The sequence below is a fragment of the Pseudobutyrivibrio sp. JW11 genome, assembly GCF_900115355.1.
GTDB classification, from domain to species: domain Bacteria; phylum Bacillota; class Clostridia; order Lachnospirales; family Lachnospiraceae; genus Pseudobutyrivibrio; species Pseudobutyrivibrio ruminis.
In genome coordinates, this window is sequence record NZ_FOWB01000001.1 from 158879 (window position 1) to 181359 (window position 22481).

Sequence of the window (22481 nt, forward strand, 5' to 3'; positions counted from 1 at the left end):
AGGGATTAGTAATGAGCAATGGACCAATGTTAAATGCCTATCCTGATTCAATGGGAGGCACATTAGATGATATTGTAAAGGTTCTTAGTAAGGATGAATTGAAGGACGTATTCGAGTCATTCTACATCCTTCCAAGTATTTTTAATACGGACTTAGACAGAGGCTTCTCAGTAATTGATTATGGAATCAATGAGGAGCTTGGTAGTAAGGAAGCCATTGAGGCTATCAAGGATATGGGCATCGACCTTAAGCTTGATTTCATCCTTAACCACGCATCTGTATTATCAAAGGAGTTCCAGGATATCATCAAAAATGGTGAGAATTCTAAGTACAAGGATTTCTTCATTGACTGGAACAAATTCTGGGAAGGTTGCGGTACTCTCACAAAAGAGGGTTACATTCAGCCAGATGAAAAATATATCAAGGATATGTTTTTCCGCAAGCCAGGTTTACCAATTCTTATGGTAAGATTCCCAGATGGAAGAAACGTACCATATTGGAACACATTCTACCAGGAGGTTCGCTACAAGAATCTTGAAGCAGAAGACCTTATGGAAAAGATGGATATCCAGTATGTGGCTGCTACACGTTTAGCACAGTGTGTTAATTCCCAAATCAGCCAGGGAACAAGCGTAGCAGAATTGAAGCTTGGAAAATACGAACAGTATCGTGATGAGGTAGTTGATTTACTTGAGAGCAGCCGTAGATACTTAGGACAGATGGATTTGAATATCAAATCTCCACTTGTTTGGGAATTCTATGAAAACACTCTTAAGACACTTTCATCATACGGTGCTAAAATCGTCAGACTTGATGCATTCGCATATGCTCCTAAGGAGCCAGGAGAAAAGAATTTCTTGAATGATCCTGGTACTTGGGATTTACTACAGAAGGTTAGAGAGCTTGCAGACAAAAACGGAGTAACATTACTTCCAGAGATTCACGCAAGCTACGGCGAGAAGATTTATGAGTTAGTAGCAGGCAAAGGCTATATGACATACGATTTCTTCTTACCAGGACTTCTTATATACGCAATCGAAAATCACAATCCAGATGTTCTTATCAACTGGGCAAAAGAGCTTGTTGAAAAGGATATCAGAGTTGTAAACATGCTTGGTTGCCATGATGGTATACCACTTCTTGATTTAAAGGGACTTCTTCCAGAAGACGAAATCCAGAAGATGATAGATGTACTTGTTTCTAGAGGAGGATTTGTAAAGGATCTTCACGGAGCAAAGAACATGTACTACCAGGTAAATGCCACATACTACAGTGCATTAGGTGAAGACGATAAGAAGATGCTCTTTGCCAGAGCAATTCAGATGTTCATGCCAGGTAAGCCACAGGTATGGTACTTAGATTTGTTCGCAGGAAAGAATGATCACGAAGCTGTTGCTCGTGCAGGCGCAGGTGGTCACAAAGAAATCAACAGAACAAATCTTACAATGGAGCAAATTGAGGAAGGACTTAAGAAGGACGTTGTTAAAAAGCAGATTGAGCTTTTACAGCTTCGTAAGTCACATCCTGCATTTGGTTTTGATAGTAAACTTTCAATCAATACCAATGGTTCAGTTGTTTCCTTTACATGGACAAAGGATAATGACACCATTACTCTAGAGGCAGATTTTGAAAGCCTAGAGTACCAAATTAAATAATGACGAAGCCAGCATGTTACGGCTACAAGCCTACTGATTTCTTCGCTCGACGAATGTCTCGCTTAAGAAATAGTAGAGCTTGATGCCTACATACTGGCTTCTGTTTTTTTGAGTATAATCTACACTATGTAAAATCTTTCTAGGTAATTTACGAGAGCGGGTTGCCGAATATCATGTTTGAGTTGTGGTAGCGGCGGTCGCTTGTGACGTCTTCCCCAAACCATTCTGGTGGGGTGAAGGAGTTGGCGGCTTTCTCATTTGGAAACTCTACCTCAGCCATAATGAGGCCTTCCATGTGACCAGAGAACACATCAAGTTCGATGGTGTATGGATCAAGTGGAATAAGATAGCGACGCTTTGTGATAGGATAGCCATCAATCTTTTCAAGAAGATGTTCGTAGGCTTCCTTGGTGAGAGGAGCTTCGATTTCCTCGCGAGCCATCAATCCACTTCCTTTATATGTTAGAATGTATGCGTCATTCTTTCGACGAATTCTAACGACAGGACTGGTAGAAAGATACCCCTGTTCAATTTCAACATACTTATATTGGCCTAAATCAGGCAATTCTTTGATTAAAAATTTTCTTTCAATTTCCATGGATTTATAGTAGCAAATAAAGAGAGAAATGAAAATATATTGAAAAAAACTGAAATTTGCGGTAAAATTACCATTACGAGTGCTAATATATCCGGGCGATGTGGTAGGGCTCGGTATAGGTATAGCTTTTAAGGAGGAATTTATAATGATTACAGCCGGTGATTTTAGAAACGGTATGACTATCGAAATGGATAATCAGGTTTATCAGGTAATTGAATTTCAGCACGTAAAGCCAGGTAAGGGTGCAGCTTTCGTTCGTACTAAGCTTAAGAACATAAAGAACGGTGGTGTTACTGAAACATCTTTCCGTCCAACAGAGAAGTTCCCAGCAGCACGTATCGATCGTAAGGATATGCAGTATCTCTACAACGATGGTGACCTTTACAACTTCATGGATGTTGAGACATACGATCAGGTTGCTCTTACAGCAGATCAGATTGGTGACGCTCTTAAGTTCGTTAAGGAAAATGAAATCGTAAAGATGCTTTCACACAACGGTTCAATCTTCTCAGTTGAGCCACCTATGTTTGTTGAGCTTCAGATTACAGACACAGAGCCAGGTTTCAAGGGCGATACAGCTACAGGTGCTACAAAGCCTGCTACAGTTGAGACAGGTGCTGTTGTTTATGTTCCACTTTTCGTTGAGAATGGTGAGACAATCAAGATTGATACTAGAACTGGAGAGTATTTATCAAGAGTTTAATTATGGATTATAGAGAATACCCGCTTTCGGAGCTTTTAAAAAATCGAAAAATATTTGCCGTATTTGACGAAGAATTTCAAAAGGGCACTTGGCTGGATGCCACAGCTCTACTTGGAAGCGAAAGCACAATCAACCAACTTTATCGTGACGGCACAGTACCTCGCGATACCCTAGACAGGATAGTTGAGCGTCTCTCTAAATAATGCAAATCAAGGGCCTTAGGATTACCTAGGGTCCTTTTTTATACTCTGCCGTCCGGGATTAATGTGGGATAAATGTAAAGTTCTGCTGGGCTCCCTGCCCGTCGCACACTGGTTGTTGCTAGGCGTGGACGATTTCGCGAATATTATAGTTTTTCTTAGCACAAAAGGAGCCCACACTGCTGATGTCTTATTGCGGGATGAACTTTTTCTGAATCTGTATAAGCTAGGACGGACACTTTTAAACTATAAATATGGATTTTCAAAGCTATGGTACCATGGGCTCATATTACATTCGCTAAGTAGAACTAAAAAAGAGATATTTGTATGTATGAGCACCGTGGCACATTCAACGTCCTGTTTCAAGTGACCACTGCTGCCGCCGTCCTAGCGGCAGCTGCTCATCCATACCAAATATCTCTTTTTGTTCTACTAGGCTCATTCCAAAATCGCCCAAAGGTTACCATAGTTTTGAAAACCCATATTTCCTTTAGGAACAGTGTGTCCGTCCATAGATATACAGATTCAGAAAATGTACAGACCTGCAAAAGACGACAGCTAACAAGTGTGTGCTCCTTGTGCTCTAGAAAAACATAATATTCATGCGATGTCCACGCCTAGCAACCACCAGTGTGTGGCGGGCAGGGAGCCCAGCTTCACATATTGGAAAGCCCACATTAATCCCGGGGTCGAATTTGCAAGTAAGTTACGGAATAAACCTATTGTGTAAAACGGGGCAATACAGTACCATTGGAGAAAATGATGAAATTGGAGAAGAATGTAATGATAAAGGATACTACAGTTAAGATTGACAGTAAGCATTTTTACAGTAGGTTGGCAACTATAGCGGGGCCGATAGCGTTTCAGAGTTTGATGCTGGCGCTGGTGGCTGCCTGTGATGCGTTGATGCTGGGGAGAGTGGCACAGGAGCAGATGACGGCGGTTTCCCTGGCTACGCAGATACAGTTCGTTCAGAATATGCTGATTATGGCTATTACGGGAGCGGGAGCAATCCTTGGAGCTCAGTACTGGGGCAAAGGAGATAAGGAAACTATACAGAAGCTTTTTGATATGATGCTGAAGTATGCAGGGGTTATTTGCATAGCCTTCTTTATCGGATGCGAGATTTTTCCAGAGGCCTTGATGCATGTGTTTGCAAGCGACCAGACTTTGATTGAGCTTGGTGCTGCTTATCTTCGTATTGCTGGAATCTCATATTTGATAACGGGTGTATCGCAAAGTTATCTAGCCATTATGAAGGTTACAGATCATGTCAATGAAAGTGCGTGGATTAGTAGTTGTGCTGTTGTACTAAACGTAGTGTTTAACCTGATATTTATCTTTGGTTTTCTGGGAGCTCCAAGAATGGAGGCAAAGGGAGCTGCACTTGCAACAACAATAGCGAGAGTAATAGAGCTTGTTATATGTCTTGTGATTTCGGGTAGGGAAGGATATATCAGGCCGGCATTAAGCAAGATGTTTAAAATAAGCAAGGAACTTACAAAGGATTTCTGGCGACAGTGTCTTCCTTTGATGGGTGGCTCACTTTTCTGGGGAGTTGGATTTACTTCCTACACTGCGATAATGGGACACATGGGTGTAGATGCGGCTGCAGCAAATTCTATTGCAGCAGTTGTAAGAGATTTGATTTGCTGTGTTTGTAATGGTATTGGAAGTGCGGCTGGAATCATTGTTGGAAATGAGCTTGGTGCTGGTAATCTAGAAATGGGAAAAGCTTATGGTATCAAGCTTATGAAGATATCTTATGTCATCGGAATTGCATCTATGCTTATCGTATTTGCGGTAACACCACTGACAGTTCATATGGTTCTTCTTACTGACGAAGCCAGAAAATATCTTACAGGCATGATGTGTATAATGGCTGTTTACATGATAGGGCGATGTGTAAACACTGTCACAATAAACGGTGTGCTAGATGGCGGCGGAGATACCATATTCGATATGTATAGTCTGGCAGTGTGTATGTGGGGAATAGCTATACCTCTGGCACTGTTGGGAGCTTTTGTATTCCACTGGTCAGTGTTGCTGGTATATTCATGCACATGCTTGGATGAGGTTGGAAAAATTCCATGGGTAATGATTCGCTTCCGTAAATATAAGTGGGTACAGAATTTGACCAAATAGAAGAGGCATTCATACTTGAGAACTTTTTATCGATAAAGATGAAATCATAGATAGTTATATTGCTATTTGGTAAGATAGATATATGTAAAAGGAGGGTTTTGGTAATGAATATTTCAGAGGCTATTAAATATATAGGCTGTGATGACAAGACTATCGACTTGTTCGAAAGTCAGTATCCTGTTCCTAACGGTGTATCCTACAATTCATATGTGATTTTGGATGAAAAGATTGCTGTCATGGATTCAGCAGATCCTAGGGTGACAGACCAGTGGTTGGCAAATCTTGATAAGGAGCTGGCTGGACGTACACCTGACTATCTTGTGGTTTCGCACATGGAGCCAGATCACTCTGGTTCAATCAAGGTATTCCTTGAAAAATATTCTGATACCACAGTAGTTGGAAATGCCAAGACATTTACTATGATGGCGCAGTTTATGGATGCCGGCATATTTGAAAATAGAAAGCATGTGGTGGCTGAAGGAGACACACTTTCTCTTGGAAGCCATGAGCTTACATTCATCATGGCACCAATGGTTCACTGGCCAGAGGTAATGGTTGAGTACGAATCTACAGAGAAGATTCTTTTCTCAGCAGATGGATTTGGAAAGTTTGGCGCGCTGGATGTGGATGAGCCATGGATTGACGAAGCTCGTCGATATTATCTTAATATTGTGGGTAAGTACGGCGCATCGGTGCAGGGATTGTTGAAAAAGGCAGCAAATCTTGATATCCAGAAAATCTGCCCATTGCATGGACCAGTTTTGACAGAGAATTTAGATTACTATATTAATCTTTATGATACATGGAGTAGCTATAAACCAGAGGAAGAAGGCGTGCTTGTTGCTTGCGCTTCTATCCACGGCAATACCAAGGCTGCTGCTCTGGAGCTTGTCGAAAAACTAAAGGCAAATGGCACTAAGGTGCAGTTTATCGACCTTACAAGAGAAAGTCTGTCAGAGGCAGTTGCCAGAGCGTTTTACTGGGATAAGATGGTGTGCTGTGCATGCACTTATGATGGAGGATTATTCCCACCAATGCAGGATTTCTTACATCATCTTACAGCAAAGGCTTATCAGAATCGTAAGGTTGCATTTGTTGAAAATGGCACATGGGCGCCTCAGGCAGCTAAGTGCATGAAGGCAATTCTTGAGCCAATGAAAAATATGGAATTTGTGGAGCCAGTGGTTTCCATTAAATCAACACTACAGGACCCAGCCCAGCTGGATGCGCTTGTAGCTGAACTAAAGTAAGCAATTTGTAGTTTAAATAATTAAGTGAGCAAGTAGTACACAAGCTCTGATAATTCTCAAGTGAGACATGTTGTCGAACGGAGAATTCATCAGGCTTGTGTACGTAACTTGCGGATTATAGGAGGTGCGTATGGCAGTAGAAGTAAACCATAGAAAAGTAGCGATTATAGGAGCGGGATTTGTAGGCTCAGCTACAGCTTTTGCTCTTTCTCAGAGCGGTCTGTTTTCAGAGATGGTTTTAATTGATGCAGACCATGAAAAGGCAGAAGGTGAGGCAATGGATATTTCCCATGGCGCACCATTTACAAAGCCTATTAAGATTTATGCGGGAGATTATGATGATGTTGCAGATGCAGCTATCTGTGTAGTTACAGCTGGTGCAGGACAAAAGCCAGGTGAGACAAGACTTGATCTTGTACACAAGAATGTTGGTATCTTTAAATCAATCATTCCAGAAATTTCTAAGAGAGATTTTGGCGGAATTTTGCTTATCGTAGCAAATCCTGTTGATGTGCTTACTCTTGCAGCTTTAAAGCTTTCAGGTCTTCCAGAAAATAGAGTAATCGGCTCAGGTACAGTTCTCGATTCTGCTCGTCTTAAGACTGAGCTTGGTGAGCACCTTGGCATTGATAGCCGTTCGGTACATGCTTTCATCATCGGTGAGCATGGAGATAGCGAAATTGCAGCATTCTCAAGTGCTAATGTTTCTGGTATTCCTCTTAATGATTTCTGTGAAATGAGAGGTCACTTTAATCATGAGGCATCTGAAAAGGCAATTGCAGAACGAGTAAAAAATGCTGCTTATGAGATTATAAAGAGGAAACATGCTACATATTACGGCGTAGCTGTTGCCGTAAGACGTATTTGTGAAGTTATCATCCGTGATGAGAAATCAATCCTTCCAGTATCATCTATGATGCATGGAGAATACGATATTGATGGTGTTTGTCTTTCAATGCCAGCAGTAGTTGGTGCTGATGGATTGGAGACAAAGGTTCCAATTTCTCTTGATGAAGATGAGATAAAGGCACTTCAGGAATCTGCCAAAACTCTTAAAGAGGTTGTCGGTACTATTGAGTGGTAAATTAAAAATGAGCTCATAGAATGTGGTTCTATATGTGTGATTTTATAATCGCCATACGTTTTTGGGGACGTTATGGCGATTATTTTTTTGCACGATTAATTGCAACTAAGTTGCATATATTGACGTTTAAAGCTCTGATTGATATAATATGCAACAATGTTGCAAATAAAACGAGTTAGAAACGAGGTCAATATGTCAAAGAGAGAAGTTCCAGTAGTATTAATAACAGGTTATTTAGGATCAGGAAAAACCACATTGATGCAGCATTTATTGATGCAGGAAGAGCGCAAAGTGGCTCTGATTGTAAATGATATGGGAAGTATCAATATCGATGCGTCAATTTTAGGAAGGACAAACAATCAGGTAGCGCAAGTAGAAATGGTAGAGATGCAGAATGGCTGTATTTGCTGCACATTGAGAGATGAGTTTATGAATGAGATTGAGCGCTTAGCAGAGGATGAATCTATTGAGGCAATATTTGTCGAAGCATCAGGTATCAGTGAACCATCATCTATAGCAGGGGCTTTTGTAAATTATGAAGAATCTACTGACACAAGAGTGTATTTAAAAACTGTAGTTTCAGTAGTTGATGTGGATAGAATATATCGTGAATTTTTAAATGAGTTATCTGAGGAAGATGATGTGGAAGATGGCGACGTTATAAACTTGATCATTGATCAGATTGAGTTTTGTAATATCATGCTTCTAAACAAAATCGATTTGCTTTCAAATACACAGGTAGAGGAAGTAAAAACATCTCTTAGAAATATCCAGCAGGAAGCAGAAATGATTCCATGTGTAAATGGCGAAGTTTCTCTGGATAAATTGTTGGATAGAGAAGATTTTGATTTTGATGATGTTCTTGCTTCAAGTAGTGTTCAACGAGCTCTTAATGAATGCGAGCCAGATGATGCAAAAGCTTGTGTAGATGAATATGGTATTTCGTCATTTGTTTATGAAGAAAGAGCGCCATTTAATAGGGATGCTTTCAATAAGCTGGTTGAGAATTACCCTGAAACATTGATTCGTTCCAAGGGATATATCTGGTTTTCCGATGATGACAAGCATATTCAGCTTTTTGAACAGGCCGGTAGAAATGCATCAATTACCGAGTTAACACCATGGGTTTCAGCTTGGCCAAAGGAGGAATTGGATGCGCTAATAAAGGATTTTCCTGATATATGCGATGACTGGGATGAAAAATATGGGGATAGAATCAATCAGGTTGTATTTATCGGAAAAGGATACGAAAAATCTGAAATTCTTGGATTAGTGGAACAGTGTATTGATAAAGAAAAATGGGCATAGACTATGGCACGTATATATTTCATAAATGGATTTTTGGATTCGGGTAAGACGACTTTTATAAAAGAACTATTGGACCAGGATTATTTTCAGATTCAAGGAAGAACTCTTCTTATAGAATGCGAGGAGGGCGACGAAGAATATCCTGCTGATTTTTTAGAGGCACACAATGTAGATAAAGTATCCATTGAGAATGAGGAGGAGTTTACTCCTGAACACTTAGCAGAAATCGAAAAGAAGTATAAGCCTAAGCGTGTAATTATAGAGTTCAACGGCATGTGGAATAGAAAGAATCTAGAGTTTCCATGGTATTGGGAAGAGCTTGTAGAAATCAGTGTTTTTGATGCCTCTACATTTGAGATGTATTCTAGAAATATGAAGTCACTGGTTGCGGAACAGGTGAGAAATGCATTGATGACGATACTTAACCGATGCGATACCGTGCTGGATAAAATCGGTAGTTATAGGCGCAGTCTGAAGGCTGTGAATTCGCAGCTAAATGTTGTTTTTTATGATAAGGAAGGGGAAATGAGTGCACGTCTTGAGGAGGATTTGCCTTATGATATAAATGAAGATGTGCTTACAATAACTGATGATACATATGCTACTTTCTATATTGATTTAATGGAAAATCTTGATAGATATGTTGGAAAACAAGCAAACCTCCAGGGGATGGTTATTAAGAAATCTGAGAATTCAGCGACCTCGTTAATATTGGGAAGGTTTGCAATGACTTGCTGTGCAGAGGACTTATCAATGTTTGGTTTTGTGTGTGATTATGCTAAAGCAGAAACCTTGGAACTGGATGATTGGGTAGAATATTCAGGAATAATAGATAAAGACTATATGGAAAAATATGATTTGTGGTATCCTGTAATATATGTAAAAGAATTAGAACACATTAATCCGCCTAAGAATAATTGGGTGGATGTTGTGTAAACAATATGAGGGCGCAAATGAAAACAGAGTATAAAACTAAGGCTAGGACTGTATTATTCGAATTTCTACAAGAAAATCCAGATAGAGGTTTTACGGCCATAGACTTGCTTACTTATCTGCAACTAAATATTGAAGGTGTTAACAAAACGACTGTATATAGAAATTTGGATAGACTATGTGAGCAGGGAATCATCTATAAATACAGAGAGCCGGAGCATGAAGGTTGGTTTTATCAATATTCTGCAGAACATACCCATTGCAACACACATATGCATGGAAAATGTTCTAAATGCGGAAAGTTGTTTCACATTGAAGATGATTTCGTAAATGAATTTGAAAAAAATGTAATGGAAAATTATGGGCTTAAAATTGATTTTGGGAAAACGTTGATAATCGGGATTTGCAAAGCTTGTAGTTGATTATCCCAAAGAGGTAAGTGCTTAAAATGAGAAATAAATCACCACTTAGTATAGAACTTTATAATACGCTAGTGCAGGATGGCTACGGGCACCAGTTTGCAACGCTGATAACAGATAATTTAAATACCGATTTCACAGCTGGGCGAATGCTAGGATATCTTGCTCACTATGACCATCTGCCAGAAGTAGAAATTGCGGATGAGATGCTTGCTATACTAAGTGATAGAAAGCAAATCATGGATAAAAAGGCTGCAGAAAGCTATAATGCAGCTTGGAATAATTATAGACAGGCTGGAATATTTGATAATATCGAGGAATAATTATTCTACAATGTAAATTGATAACTGCTTATAGAAAATAGTTTCAATGCAAAGATTTGAATACGTTCATCCTGCAGGTGGAAATGAGTTCACATCTGTAAAAATTACACCAGATGAGCTTGAGCTTGCTTCTGGTGCTGAAGGCTGGGTTGATATCTGTAAAGGATGGAATGACAACGAGTAGGAATGGAAGTAACTTTTAATGAATAGAGAAGAATGGTTTGCTCAGCTGTTTACGCGGCTGGGCAATTCTAAATTTAGAACAAGTTTTAAATTAAAGCAAAAAGATATAGACTATATATATGAAAAGGGGCTAGAAACTATAAGAGCTCACGCTGAAGATTTCATAGCCAAAAGAGAAGCGCCTGCAATAATTCCTAATGATGGCAAGCAAACTCCTACAAAGGGCCATCCTGTATTCATTGCTCAGCATGCAACAGCTACCTGTTGTAGAGAGTGCATTAGAAAGTGGCACAAGATAGCGCCTGGTAAAGAGCTTAGTCAGATTCAGCAAGAATATTTAGTGGATGTAATCATGACATGGATTGAGAAAGAGCTAGAAGAAAATAAACACACAAAATAATGGGAGGGCATATGGAATGGAGACTTGGTTTTACGTTGTAGAAAGCATTGATGGCGATTACGCTAATTTAAAGAGAACTGACATTGAATCAAATGAACTCAAGCTTGTTGCGAGAGCTCTGCTTCCTGCAGATATTGAAGAGGGGAGTAAACTGAAATATGAATTAATGCAGTATTTTCTAATCTAGGGGAGAATACCAAATGAACAGAAGCGATATGAAAACCTTTGTAAAGAATTGGATTTGTAGAAACGATATTGGGGAGGTCTAACATGTGGTTTGTATTTGCTTTACTATCAGCTATATTCGCTGCCTTAACTTCAATCTTAGCTAAGATTGGTATCGAAGGTGTAAACTCAAATCTTGCTACAGCTATACGTACTGTAGTTGTAGTAGGTATGGCCTGGATAATGGTTTTTATTACAAATACTCAAAGTGGCATCTTTACAATCAGCAAAAAGAGCTGGATATTTCTCATACTGTCAGGCTTAGCCACAGGCGCATCATGGTTATGTTATTACAAAGCTTTGCAGCTTGGTGACGCATCTAAAGTTGTTCCGATTGATAAGCTAAGTGTTGTTATCACTCTAGTTTTAGCTTTTGTATTTTTACATGAAGACTTTACTATAAAATCACTTGCAGGATGCGCACTAATTGGTGCTGGGACCTTATTGTTGGTACTTTAGGGATATTAATATTGCTATGCTTTATAACAAGGAGAACGATATTAATGGTTTTAGAAAATGAAAAAGTCAGAAGCGAAAAGCTGTATTGTGTAGGGTACCTCAAAACCCTCGGTAAATACATTTTATCGCAGACAATACCTGCATCTGCTTGGTACAACAGATATTATGAAATCACAAAAGAGCAATATGATTCATTTGGTAGTGAGTCACTAGATGAATTTGCTAATGAATGTTTGTATTTTAAGCATGAAGATAAATTCTTGTTTTCGGACTTAATCGCTGAAAATAATGATTATAATAAATCCCTAAGACTTAAAGCAAATGGCAACTAAATATCCCTAATTTGTTTTTCTTTTCCTGAACTTTATTATACATGCAACAGTTGGGTCAACACAAAAAACTACTATTAAAATCTCGATAATAAATGTGCATATTAGTAGCAGTATAGTAAAATTAGAAACTGACATACTTTCTGTATTAAAATTTCTATAAAATAGCGCTCCTGCGCTTGAACTAGCAAATATTAGCCCAGTATTTACTGTCCCATTCATGTAATAACCATATCGTCCTTTTTTTATTTTATTCATAACCCAAAGTATTTTAATTAATCTAATCCCCACTATAAATGCAGTCATTTCAATACAAATATCAATTCTATGATATAGAAATAATAATTGCATATTTATTGCTATAATGCCGTATATTATAAATTCTTCCTCAAAAAGAGTTCTCAATTTGATTTGCTGGTACAAATCGTCGTTTTCTTTAGATATAATTCCCATAGAAACAAAGCACAATATAACAGCTCCAATAAATCCGACTAACATGGACATGGTTAAGGATTGATACATAAAATACGGGAAGATGCCAAAAAGTAAAATTATTAGTGGGTATACAAGTACTTCTTTACCTAAAGGCGCAAGTCTACCAATAACATCAAATATGTCAGTGACTTTTTTTGTGCGCCCTTTGACCTCTTTTATATCCTTGGTGTGCCCAAACTGAATATTATTAAGGTGTATTAAAAACATCAAATCCTCTGCATTAAGCATGTCTGTTTTAATTGAAGTTTTTATACGGAATTTACTGAAATCCTTAAAGTATAAGGATACAGTATGTATTGTAAACCCTCTCACTGAATGTTTGTCTTCAATATAATATGCAACCTCATCCCATTTATGCCTGAAGCGTGGAAATATCAACCCTTGCCATATATATTCTTCATTAATAAACGTGAAACTAGCATTAACCCATAAAATGCAAGCTAATACAAAAGCTAATATCATGATTAAGTAAAAAACATAAGACGCACTTATAGATTCATGTTGAAGGGCAGTGTGACCTTCGATAATAATTTTTAATGATGCACCTACAAAAAGATATAGAAAAAGTGCCCTAAAAAGAATACCCATCCAATTTGGTCTTACCAGAATAAAACCTCTCTTTCGAGCTTTAGCCATTAGTACATCTTGAGAAAAATAAAAATGATTATTAGAACACTTTTCTAGAAAGACACGTTTGCTAGAAGGAATAAGCACTCTTTTATCTCGCTCATATTCAATGAGGGTTCCGAAGAAATCCATGTTGTAGATACCACAAATAGAATCTTTCGTAAAACAAGTAGTTTTTCCAAGTTCTTTTATCCGTATATCATTGCCTTTTACTTCACAGCTAAAGAAAAACCACCTTATAAACTGAGATAGAAAAAATATTGTGATTATACCCAAAAGGACTTGATTTGTATAGCCAACATATATATTTCGTATAATACATATAGTTGTAAAGATAAATATCAAAAAATAAAGAATTCCTCGTTTCTTACCGCTAAAAAGTATGTCGTAATTATCTGATTCAATTTTCATTTTTAAAACCAACTTTCATAATCTAAATTATATTATCTAAGCACTAAACCTTAAATATTAAAGTACTCCTCAAACTGGAATTTGTTTATCAGAAATAATGTTCCATCAAACGATCAACCCATTCCGGAACTGATGCATCTTTCCTATCATATACAGGATAATATGGCTTTATATCTAAAACAGGAGTTCCATCTACTGCATCAAGACCTTCAACAACAATTCTGTCGTCAGAAACGGAAACTATTTTTACAGAGGTTATTCCGATACGGTTAGGTCTATCTTTTCCACGCTGTGAAAAAATACCAACTAATGGCATGTCATCTCGATTCTGAGGCCTTCTTTGAAGGTGCTTGTCCTTTTCATACTTCGCTTTATCAAGATGATAAATGATATTCACATGAGAAAAATCTTCAAGTCCTTTCAAACCGGAGATATACTCTTCATCCAATATTATAGAAGAAGTGTCTTCTCCCCAAGAAACATCTTTTCTGTCCTTTACTTCATTTCTAACATATCCAATTGGTTCCATTTCGATTTTCATAGTTGTATCCTCAAACTGCCGATTTGTATATATTTTACAGTTCTTTTGTATAGTAATGTCTTTTGCCTGTATATAGATATTCAGCAAGTGTAAAAACTTCATCATACCCATGCTTTATATAAAACTCTGGTGCTTGAAATGAAAATGTATCAACTATCCGTTTATTTTAAATTTATCAACTTAATACTTTATATCTTAATCTAATGTATGAATCTTCTAAGACAGAGCACTCATCTAATTTAAGTATCCCTAAAGATGACAACTCCTTAGTTGTAGCTAATGATTCTCCATCTATCAATGTCGATGTCTCCCGCCCACCGACCAAAACAGGAGCGACTAAATTACAAAAGATACCGGTGTTTTTGAAGGCATTTCGTTTGTATTTACTCCCATTTTTTCCTGTACACGACCAGTATTAAAAGACCATAAATCTGTTGTTTGCTCAATTTCATAATATTGATGCAAGCCTTCTTTTAACCCAGTAATATTAGGAAAATCCTTATCATAATCCATTTCATCAGTTGAGCCTGTACTGATTTTTCCATCGACTGACATTAGCATAAACAATGTTGTAATTGGTCTCTCCATATTTCCCCCTTTGTATTTAAGTTTTCACTACACAGGATACAATATTATCCTCAAAAATCCAATTATGACTTTTATTTAATAGACTAATATAACACCATCACCATGGGGCACCTTAACAATGTGTTATGTTTAGATTTACCTTTTCTTTTAAAATATTATATTGATCCTCATCGGAGATATCAGAGTCTGTGATAATAGTATTAAAGTCTTTGATATCTCCGAACTTTTTCATGGTATGTTGCCCGAATTTTGAGTGGTCAACCAGAAGAATATTATGCTCTGAATTTCTCATTACCGCTTGTTTTATTGAACAATCCATTTCTGTGCTGGTAACACCATAGACAGTATCTATAAAGCCTGTTCCTAGAAAGGCAGCGTTAAAATGAAAATTTGAAAGATAAGTCAAAGTATCCATATCCATAGGACCGCCGTTTGAGTCCTGATATTTACCAGGAGCTATGTATAATGTGACATATGGATTGTGAGAACACTCATGCATTACAGCCAATGAGCTTGTTACAACGGTGTGATGCAAAGGTGGAAGGTATCTAGTCATAAGCAATACTGTGGTACTTGGATCTAGATAAATTACATCATTTTCTTTAACAAGTTCTGCAGCTCGGCGTGCAATTGCTGCTTTAGCCTCGTAAAAGCTTTCTTTTCGCATGTCAAAAGTATGTAGAGATGAGCTTGGATGCCTGATAGTAGCACCTCCATAATGAGTAATAAGTATTCCCTGTTCTTCCATTATGTGTAAGTCTCTTCTGATTGTCATATCAGACACACCAAATTTTTGTGATAAATCCTTTACATATACGGTAGTCTGTTCTTTTAATAATTCGTATATAGATTCACGGCGGCCTATTCCATTATTTTCATTTACCTGTTTCATAGAAAGCTCCTTCAGAGGATATAATGTTTTATTAAACATAATTATATCACAGAAATTGGGGAATTAAACAACATAGAACATTAAACCATGTTAATACATGTGCTATTATCTTTTTGCAATCGGAAATATAAAATATTGTTAGGAGATAGCAATGTGTAAGAAAAAGTATTTGTTTTTTGATATTGATGGCACACTAGCTGCAGGAGGATATGAAAATTTCTATATTCCTGACTCAACTGTTGTAGCACTGCAAAAGCTTAAAAAGGCTGGTCATTTTCTATGTATTGCAACAGGCAGAGCTCAGGCTCTTGCAGTTGATATAATGAATGAGTTAGGTTTTGAAAATATGGTGAGTGATGGTGGTTATGGTATTACCATTAATAAAGCTCTATTAGGAATCAAGCCACTTCCAAAAGAAAACGTGGTTGCTTTAATAAGAGAATGTCAGGAAAAAGGATATCCATGGGGGATTCAGCCTGAAAATTCAGCTGTAAGATATGTGCCAGATGAGCGATTTAATGAAATCGCAAAGGATACATATATGGACCAAAAGATAGTTAAGGGATTGAATCCTGAAGATTATGAAAATATATATAAAGCATATGTAGCCTGCAGAGCAGAAGAGGAGAAAAATCTCAAAGCACTTGAGAATCTTCCTTGTTGTAGATTTCATGAACGTTATTTGTTTATTGAGCCAAGCTACAAATCTGTAGGTATAAAAAAGATAATGGATTATTTTAAAGCTGATTATAATGATGCTGTTGTTTTTGGTGATTCTGGCAATGATATTTCAATGTTTACAGATGATTGGACCAAGGTTGCCATGGGAAATGCAATTCCTGAACTGAAGAAGCTTGCAGACTATGTGACTTCCGACGTTGATAAAGATGGAATCTACAATGCCTGCGAGAAGCTGGGATTATTTGATACTGTTGCTTGTTAATCCCTTTCAGCGTGATCTCGGTAAAGAGCGTTATGGAAGGTATTAATATAAGAAAAATATTTAAACTTGGGCTGCCTCAATTTTAGGGGCAGCCCGAACTTTTTTGTCTTAGTTTCTACCGACATAATTATTGACGAATCAAGTTATATTGAGTTATCATCTCATCAATGATACAGACGCTCATTGCTACCGAGTAATGGGATTCACGTCATTCCTTTACCGTTAGGTCTTAGCAGGTGAAGGGGTGGCGATTTTTATTATTATAGGAATAAATGGATTAAAAATATTATCAAAATAGAGAGGCGTTAATTATGTTTAGAAAAATGAGAAGATTTAAGCAACAGGTATCAGATGAGGAATGTATCGAGATATTAAAGACAACCAAACGAGGTGTACTATCTGTTATTGGTGATGATGGTTATCCATATGGTTTACCTATTAACCATTATTATTGTGAAGATGATGGAAAAATATACTTCCACGGGGCAAAAGCAGGACACAAAATTGATGCAATAAAATCATGTGATAAAGCAAGTTTCTGTGTATATAACGATGGTTACCGCAAAGAAGGGGATTGGGCCCTTAACATTACAAGCGTAATTACTTTTGGAAGAATCCATTTGGTAGAGGATGAAGCTACAGCTCTTAAAATCTGCTCTGAACTCACCAAAAAATTTACTGATGATGACGAATATCTAAAGCAGGAAATTCAAAATTCATTTCGTAATGTGCAATGCCTTGAGCTTATACCAGAGCACATGACTGGTAAACTAGTAAATGAATCTTAAATATAATAATATAGATGAGGTCGAAATGATAATGCTAGGTTTCTAAAGATTAACGCTAGCATTAAAAGTAAAGAGTAATGGGAGAATGAAATGAAAAAAATAATAGTACTTGCATTGGCAGCAATGATGTTGATGGGATGTAAAAAGGAAGAGTCAGAACCTATAGAAATGAAAGAAGAGGTTGTGACTGAAGCTAATGAAGATGCTGTAGAAAAAGAAAGTAGGTATGCTCATGAAGAGCTTGATGCCTATAGTGAAGTGTTATCTGAACACTTAAAAGATACTAAAGATGGATTTTCAGCAACACTTATTAATATTGACGATGACGATTATTATGAGCTTGCGATGTTTGATGGCGATGCTAAAGCAGACGGTGCTTATCTCTACACCTATAAGGATGGCGAGGCGATTGACATGGCAACTGATGGTTTTCCATTTTATGGTAGTTATGGTCAGCTGAACTATGTTCCTAATTCAGGATATTTCTCCTATGATTACGATGGGAATGGCGGTGACGATTGTGGCGATTTCATGTTCTTTGCTTTTAGTCTAAAGGATGGAAAGGTTGAAAATCTATGTTCTTTAGAGCAAGTTTTCTATTATGATGACAGTATTGCAGACGTCTTTTCTAACCATGATAAAGAAATTTCAGAGAGTGAATATAATGAGCTTTATCAAAAATATTGGTATGACTACATTAGCGACGATTTAAAAGATTTAACTTATTATAATGGCTACATGATTACATCGGAGGATGAAATAGAGGCTTTTCTTTCTGAAAATGATGTGGATGAAATTGAGGTCAGTTATTCGGATGAGGATATTAAAGCAATGTCTCCGGATGAGTTGTTTGAGGCATTTTGCAATGGTGATGTTGAAGGCCAATACATTGATGAAAATGGCGATTCATATCCATACAACCTAGATGGATATGAAATTGATGGTTATGACGTAAATAATTCACTTACTGTTGGAGAGCCTGTTGATGTAGACAATGATGGTGAGCTTGAATATGAATTAATTTCGCCAATGTACGGAAGCATGTTTTTTGACTGTAAGGATGGAACGGTAACTCTTATAGCTCAAGGCGAAGGCACAGCAGCAATATGCTCATGCACAACTTACGATGGCGCTACATGGATTGTTCATAGAGATACAACACATGCTGGAAGACGCATGTATTTCCTTGATAAATATAATGGCGATTTACAGATTGTAGATTCCATTAATCTTTACTGGGAAACAGAAGATTATAATGAGGATAGTCCGAAGACATATTACTTTAATGACCAGGTGATTACTGAGGAAGAGTATAATTCGTACTATCAAGCAATTTTTGAATATTAAAGCTTAAAGGCTGTGTTTTTGGGGGGCTAGGAAAACTGTTGCAATTGCAACAACTCCAGTTTTGACAAATTGCTATATTGTACGTGTAAATATAAAATTGTTTGAATTGGAGGTTAGCCATGGAAGAGAAGAATATTGAAGCATCAGCTGCAAGAGTTACATCCAATATCACTATAGAAAAAAGAGAAGCTGCAAAAAAGCAGGCTGAAATAGTGGGACATCCACTTCATCTTTTTACTAAGGAAAATGAAGCTCTCACGGAAGTGATTAATAAAACCAAGAGTTTGATTAAAGATATTAAGATTGATCCATCTGATGATAACAATAGAAAAATAATTGAAATTATAGATAATCTCAGAAAAGTAGCTATCCATTATGCTAAGAAGGGTGATTTACTTTATCCTCATATGAAGGCCAAATATGACATTTCGGGACCTTCAGATGTTATGTGGTCTGTTGATGATGAGATAAGAGATGAGCTGAAATTTATAGCTGACTCTGACTTTAGAAATGCTGAATATTTGGGAAGATTAGAACATGCCATTACCCGCATGGAGGAAATGATTTATAAGGAGCAGAATATTTTCTTTCCTATTTGCACTAAGTTTTTCACTGATGAAGAATGGTATAAGATTTATCAGGATTCAAAGGATTATGCTCCTTGCTTGGTTGATTTTGTAAAATGGCCTGAGGCAGAGGCAGCACTGTCCAAAGAAAACGCTACTAGCAATGCTACAGATGATATAATTAATCTTCCAGGTGGACATTTCACACCTGCTCAACTTAGAGCAATGCTCAATACTCTTCCCGTAGAAATATCATTTATAGATGAAAATGATATTAACTGTTTCTTTAACGAAGGACCAAAGCTATTTAAACGTGCTGGCATGGCCATAGGACGTGATGTGTATAGTTGTCATCCACCAAAGATTGAGATGATGGTTCGCTCTATAATTGGGGACTTCAAATCTGGCGCCAGGGATAAAGTGTCAGTTTGGATGGAAAAAGAAGGCATCCCAGTGCTTGTAGAGTACATTGCAGTTCGAGATGACAATGGACAATATATCGGCACAATGGAATGCGTTCAAAAAATGGATGAAGCAAAAAAGCATTTTGAAAAATAAAATTATTTGATGACAAAGGTATTTCTATCGAAGTCGATAATTCCTTCGTCACGCATTTTACCAAGCTCTCTTGTCATGGCGCTGCGGTTGATGGATAAGTAATCAGCCAGCTGTGTTCGTGACAGGGGAGCTTTTATATATTTTGATTTTTGTTGTTGAGCAAGTGTTGAAATGTATGCCATAAGCTTTCCGCGAATAGATTCTTTCGACATGATTTCTAGTTTATTCATATAGGAGATGCTTTTTTGTCCAAGCAGATGAAACATGTTTTCTGCAATTCTGGCATGGAAGCTACAAGCGTTTTCACATGTGTGGATGATTTTTGAAGCAGCAAGAAATAATACTCTTGTTTTTTCTACGGCAACAAAAGTAACAGAAGATTCCTGCTCAACACTGACAGCAAAGTTTTCTCCAAATAATTCTCCAGGTCCAACATAGGATAGAAGTGATGAGTTACCCCATATATCTTCTTTCAAAAGGTGCACATTTCCAAAAAGAACAATTCCGATATAAGGGACTTTGTCCTTTTCCATAATGATGGTTTCCCCTTTTTCAAAATCCTTTTTAAAGGAGTTGATACATATCAGTAGTTTATTCAAATTGTCAGGATGAATTCCCTCAAATAGAGGAATATCATTGTAATCTATTTCTTTCATGAGCTTATTATAAAATCAAACTGTTGCAATTGCAACAAACTGACTCCCGTTCTAGCTGTATATTATGAGCATCAAAGAAATCCGGTTAGAAAATGGAGGAATACAATGGAAAATAAAATGTTTTGTTATCAGTGTCAAGAAACAGCAGGTTGCACTGGCTGCACAATGTCAGGTGTTTGTGGAAAGAAGCCAGAGGTAGCAAATCTTCAGGATTTATTGGTATACGTTACCAAAGGAATTTCATTTGTAACAACAAAGCTTAGAGCAGAGGGTAAAGAGGTTTCGGAAGATATTAATCATATGATTTCGGTAAATCTTTTTACAACAATTACAAATGCAAATTTTGATTATGATTCAATAGCACAGAAGATCGAAGATACTATTAATGCCAAGGAACAGTTATTAGAAAAGCTTACAGACAAGAGTAATCTTCCAGATGCGGCTATCTGGGATGGAGATAAATCTCAGTATGATGAGAAGGCGAAGACTGTAGGTGTTCTTTCAACTAAGGATGAAGATATTCGATCATTGAGAGAGTTGATAACATATGGCCTTAAGGGACTTGCTGCGTATTCGAAGCATGCAAATGCTCTTTTAAAGGATAATAAGGATGTTGATGCATTCCTTCAAAAAGCGCTTGCAGCTACTTTAGATGATAGTCTTTCAGTAGATGATTTGGTTGCATTAACTCTTGAAACAGGAAAATATGGAGTGGATGGTATGGCACTTCTTGATGAAGCCAATACATCAGCTTATGGAAATCCTGAAATTACAAAAGTAGATATAGGTGTTAGAAATAACCCTGGTATTCTTATTTCAGGACATGATTTGAAGGACTTAGAGATGCTATTAGAGCAGACTAAGGGTACAGGAGTAGATGTATATACTCACTCAGAAATGTTACCAGCCCACTATTACCCATTCTTTAAGAAATATGATAATTTTGCTGGAAACTATGGTAATGCATGGTGGAAGCAGAAGGAAGAATTTGCTAGCTTTAATGGCCCAATCCTGATGACAACAAACTGTATCGTGCCACCTGCAGATTCTTATAAAGATAGAATGTTTACAACAGGTGCAGCAGGATATCCTGGATGTAAGCATATTGATGCACCTTATGGTGAAACAAAGGATTTCTCAGAAATCATTGAAATGGCAAAGAAATGTGATGCACCTAAGGAAATTGAACGTGGTGAAATTATCGGTGGATTTGCTCATGAGCAGGTATTTGCACTTGCAGATAATGTAGTAGAAGCAGTAAAAATAGGAGCAATCAAAAAGTTTGTTGTAATGGCTGGTTGTGATGGAAGAGCAAAATCTCGTGAGTATTACACAGAATTTGCTAAGGCACTTCCAAAAGACACGGTGATTCTTACAGCAGGATGTGCAAAGTATAAATACAATAAGCTAAATCTTGGTGATATCAATGGAATTCCAAGAGTTTTGGATGCAGGACAGTGTAACGACTCATACTCGTTGGCGCTTATCGCATTAAAGCTCAAGGAAGTGTTTGAACTTGATGATGTTAATGAACTTCCAATTGTTTACAACATTTCATGGTATGAGCAGAAGGCTGTAATAGTTCTTCTTGCACTACTTTACCTTGGAGTAAAGAACATCCACCTTGGTCCAACACTTCCAGCCTTTCTTTCACCAAATGTTGCAAACGTTCTTGTGCAGAACTTTGGTATAGCAGGAATTACAAATGTAGAAGATGATATTTGCAAGCTTATCTAAAGAAGAATGATAGAATTTTTGGCACAAATTACCTCTATGAAAAAGCACCAATGTTTATTATCGATAGATTTAAGTTCAAGTTATTTTATTTGAGTTCAATTCATGCTATAATTGAACT

The 22481-nt window shown here is 37.3% G+C and carries 26 protein-coding genes; 20 read left to right on the forward strand and 6 right to left on the reverse strand.

Features of this window, described 5'->3' with window-relative positions; all coding sequences use genetic code 11:
• Nucleotides 1-11 precede the first annotated feature (11 nt).
• Nucleotides 12-1655, forward strand: a complete 1644-nt coding sequence (locus tag BM102_RS00680) for an alpha-amylase family glycosyl hydrolase (protein ID WP_090477911.1) — start codon at nucleotides 12-14, stop codon at nucleotides 1653-1655.
• A 148-nt stretch (nucleotides 1656-1803) separates the two neighbouring features.
• Here BM102_RS00680 and BM102_RS00685 read toward each other — a convergent pair whose 3' ends face one another.
• Entirely contained in the window at nucleotides 1804-2253 is a 450-nt protein-coding gene (locus tag BM102_RS00685; protein WP_090477913.1) for a CYTH domain-containing protein, read from the reverse strand.
• A 145-nt stretch (nucleotides 2254-2398) separates the two neighbouring features.
• On the opposite strand from BM102_RS00685, the gene efp reads away from it, so the two are divergent.
• The 14 genes from efp to BM102_RS00755 all read left to right on the forward strand — a co-directional run bounded on the left by efp (nucleotide 2399) and on the right by BM102_RS00755 (nucleotide 12217).
• A complete protein-coding gene (efp, locus tag BM102_RS00690; RefSeq protein ID WP_044935548.1) occupies nucleotides 2399-2956 on the forward strand; it encodes an elongation factor P in 558 nt (185 codons plus the stop codon).
• 2 nt (nucleotides 2957-2958) lie between these two features.
• The gene (locus BM102_RS00695) at nucleotides 2959-3159 is read left to right on the forward strand and encodes a hypothetical protein (protein ID WP_033151764.1); all 201 of its coding nucleotides are present in this window, start codon (nucleotides 2959-2961) and stop codon (nucleotides 3157-3159) included.
• A 780-nt stretch (nucleotides 3160-3939) separates the two neighbouring features.
• Nucleotides 3940-5301: an MATE family efflux transporter gene (locus tag BM102_RS00700; RefSeq protein WP_090478492.1), complete on the forward strand. Its 1362-nt coding sequence runs from the start codon at nucleotides 3940-3942 to the stop codon at nucleotides 5299-5301.
• Between the two features lie 104 nt (nucleotides 5302-5405).
• Nucleotides 5406-6551 (forward strand): FprA family A-type flavoprotein, encoded by a 1146-nt coding sequence (locus BM102_RS00705; RefSeq protein ID WP_090477915.1) that lies wholly within the window; start codon nucleotides 5406-5408, stop codon nucleotides 6549-6551.
• A gap of 130 nt (nucleotides 6552-6681) precedes the next feature.
• Nucleotides 6682-7635: an L-lactate dehydrogenase gene (locus BM102_RS00710; RefSeq protein ID WP_090394952.1), complete on the forward strand. Its 954-nt coding sequence runs from the start codon at nucleotides 6682-6684 to the stop codon at nucleotides 7633-7635.
• A gap of 192 nt (nucleotides 7636-7827) precedes the next feature.
• Nucleotides 7828-8943 (forward strand): CobW family GTP-binding protein, encoded by a 1116-nt coding sequence (locus tag BM102_RS00715; RefSeq protein ID WP_090477918.1) that lies wholly within the window; start codon nucleotides 7828-7830, stop codon nucleotides 8941-8943.
• A gap of 3 nt (nucleotides 8944-8946) precedes the next feature.
• Nucleotides 8947-9879, forward strand: coding sequence for a TIGR03943 family putative permease subunit (locus tag BM102_RS00720; protein ID WP_090477920.1), 933 nt, complete (start codon nucleotides 8947-8949; stop codon nucleotides 9877-9879).
• A 17-nt stretch (nucleotides 9880-9896) separates the two neighbouring features.
• On the forward strand, nucleotides 9897-10298 hold the full coding sequence (locus BM102_RS00725; protein WP_177194865.1) for a Fur family transcriptional regulator: 402 nt from the start codon (nucleotides 9897-9899) through the stop codon (nucleotides 10296-10298).
• A gap of 26 nt (nucleotides 10299-10324) precedes the next feature.
• Nucleotides 10325-10618, forward strand: a complete 294-nt coding sequence (locus tag BM102_RS00730) for a hypothetical protein (RefSeq protein ID WP_090394953.1) — start codon at nucleotides 10325-10327, stop codon at nucleotides 10616-10618.
• A 46-nt stretch (nucleotides 10619-10664) separates the two neighbouring features.
• Nucleotides 10665-10802, forward strand: a complete 138-nt coding sequence (locus BM102_RS00735) for a YbaK/EbsC family protein (protein WP_242942884.1) — start codon at nucleotides 10665-10667, stop codon at nucleotides 10800-10802.
• Between the two features lie 18 nt (nucleotides 10803-10820).
• Nucleotides 10821-11201, forward strand: coding sequence for a DUF4186 domain-containing protein (locus BM102_RS00740; protein ID WP_090477924.1), 381 nt, complete (start codon nucleotides 10821-10823; stop codon nucleotides 11199-11201).
• Between the two features lie 16 nt (nucleotides 11202-11217).
• On the forward strand, nucleotides 11218-11388 hold the full coding sequence (locus BM102_RS00745; protein ID WP_090477927.1) for a chorismate--pyruvate lyase: 171 nt from the start codon (nucleotides 11218-11220) through the stop codon (nucleotides 11386-11388).
• An 83-nt stretch (nucleotides 11389-11471) separates the two neighbouring features.
• Entirely contained in the window at nucleotides 11472-11885 is a 414-nt protein-coding gene (locus BM102_RS00750; RefSeq protein ID WP_090477930.1) for an EamA family transporter, read from the forward strand.
• Between the two features lie 44 nt (nucleotides 11886-11929).
• Nucleotides 11930-12217 (forward strand): hypothetical protein, encoded by a 288-nt coding sequence (locus tag BM102_RS00755; RefSeq protein WP_090477933.1) that lies wholly within the window; start codon nucleotides 11930-11932, stop codon nucleotides 12215-12217.
• 6 nt (nucleotides 12218-12223) lie between these two features.
• Here BM102_RS00755 and BM102_RS00760 read toward each other — a convergent pair whose 3' ends face one another.
• From BM102_RS00760 to BM102_RS00780, 4 genes are all read right to left on the reverse strand, one after another.
• Nucleotides 12224-13747, reverse strand: coding sequence for a hypothetical protein (locus BM102_RS00760; protein ID WP_090477936.1), 1524 nt, complete (start codon nucleotides 13745-13747; stop codon nucleotides 12224-12226).
• A gap of 88 nt (nucleotides 13748-13835) precedes the next feature.
• Nucleotides 13836-14288 (reverse strand): tRNA (N6-threonylcarbamoyladenosine(37)-N6)-methyltransferase TrmO, encoded by a 453-nt coding sequence (gene tsaA, locus BM102_RS00765; protein WP_090477941.1) that lies wholly within the window; start codon nucleotides 14286-14288, stop codon nucleotides 13836-13838.
• A 336-nt stretch (nucleotides 14289-14624) separates the two neighbouring features.
• Complete coding sequence (locus BM102_RS14690) at nucleotides 14625-14876, reverse strand: hypothetical protein (RefSeq protein WP_330388549.1); 252 nt, start codon at nucleotides 14874-14876, stop codon at nucleotides 14625-14627.
• A 112-nt stretch (nucleotides 14877-14988) separates the two neighbouring features.
• Nucleotides 14989-15768, reverse strand: coding sequence for a DeoR/GlpR family DNA-binding transcription regulator (locus BM102_RS00780; RefSeq protein ID WP_177194866.1), 780 nt, complete (start codon nucleotides 15766-15768; stop codon nucleotides 14989-14991).
• A 151-nt stretch (nucleotides 15769-15919) separates the two neighbouring features.
• Between BM102_RS00780 and BM102_RS00785 the strand changes: the two genes are divergently transcribed.
• From BM102_RS00785 to BM102_RS00800, 4 genes are all read left to right on the forward strand, one after another.
• Nucleotides 15920-16711: an HAD-IIB family hydrolase gene (locus BM102_RS00785; RefSeq protein ID WP_090477948.1), complete on the forward strand. Its 792-nt coding sequence runs from the start codon at nucleotides 15920-15922 to the stop codon at nucleotides 16709-16711.
• 311 nt (nucleotides 16712-17022) lie between these two features.
• Nucleotides 17023-17499, forward strand: a complete 477-nt coding sequence (locus BM102_RS00790) for a pyridoxamine 5'-phosphate oxidase family protein (protein ID WP_090477951.1) — start codon at nucleotides 17023-17025, stop codon at nucleotides 17497-17499.
• A 90-nt stretch (nucleotides 17500-17589) separates the two neighbouring features.
• Nucleotides 17590-18846 carry a hypothetical protein gene (locus tag BM102_RS00795; RefSeq protein ID WP_090477953.1) on the forward strand — a complete coding sequence of 419 codons (1257 nt, stop codon included), beginning with the start codon at nucleotides 17590-17592 and terminating at the stop codon, nucleotides 18844-18846.
• Nucleotides 18847-18965: 119 nt separating this feature from the next.
• On the forward strand, nucleotides 18966-19970 hold the full coding sequence (locus BM102_RS00800; protein WP_090477956.1) for a PAS domain-containing protein: 1005 nt from the start codon (nucleotides 18966-18968) through the stop codon (nucleotides 19968-19970).
• Between the two features lie 2 nt (nucleotides 19971-19972).
• Here the strand turns inward: BM102_RS00800 and BM102_RS00805 are convergent, their stop codons facing one another.
• The gene (locus BM102_RS00805; RefSeq protein ID WP_033151745.1) at nucleotides 19973-20626 is read right to left on the reverse strand and encodes a Crp/Fnr family transcriptional regulator; all 654 of its coding nucleotides are present in this window, start codon (nucleotides 20624-20626) and stop codon (nucleotides 19973-19975) included.
• Nucleotides 20627-20731: 105 nt separating this feature from the next.
• Between BM102_RS00805 and hcp the strand changes: the two genes are divergently transcribed.
• Nucleotides 20732-22363, forward strand: a complete 1632-nt coding sequence (gene hcp, locus BM102_RS00810; RefSeq protein WP_090477959.1) for a hydroxylamine reductase — start codon at nucleotides 20732-20734, stop codon at nucleotides 22361-22363.
• Nucleotides 22364-22481 lie beyond the last annotated feature (118 nt).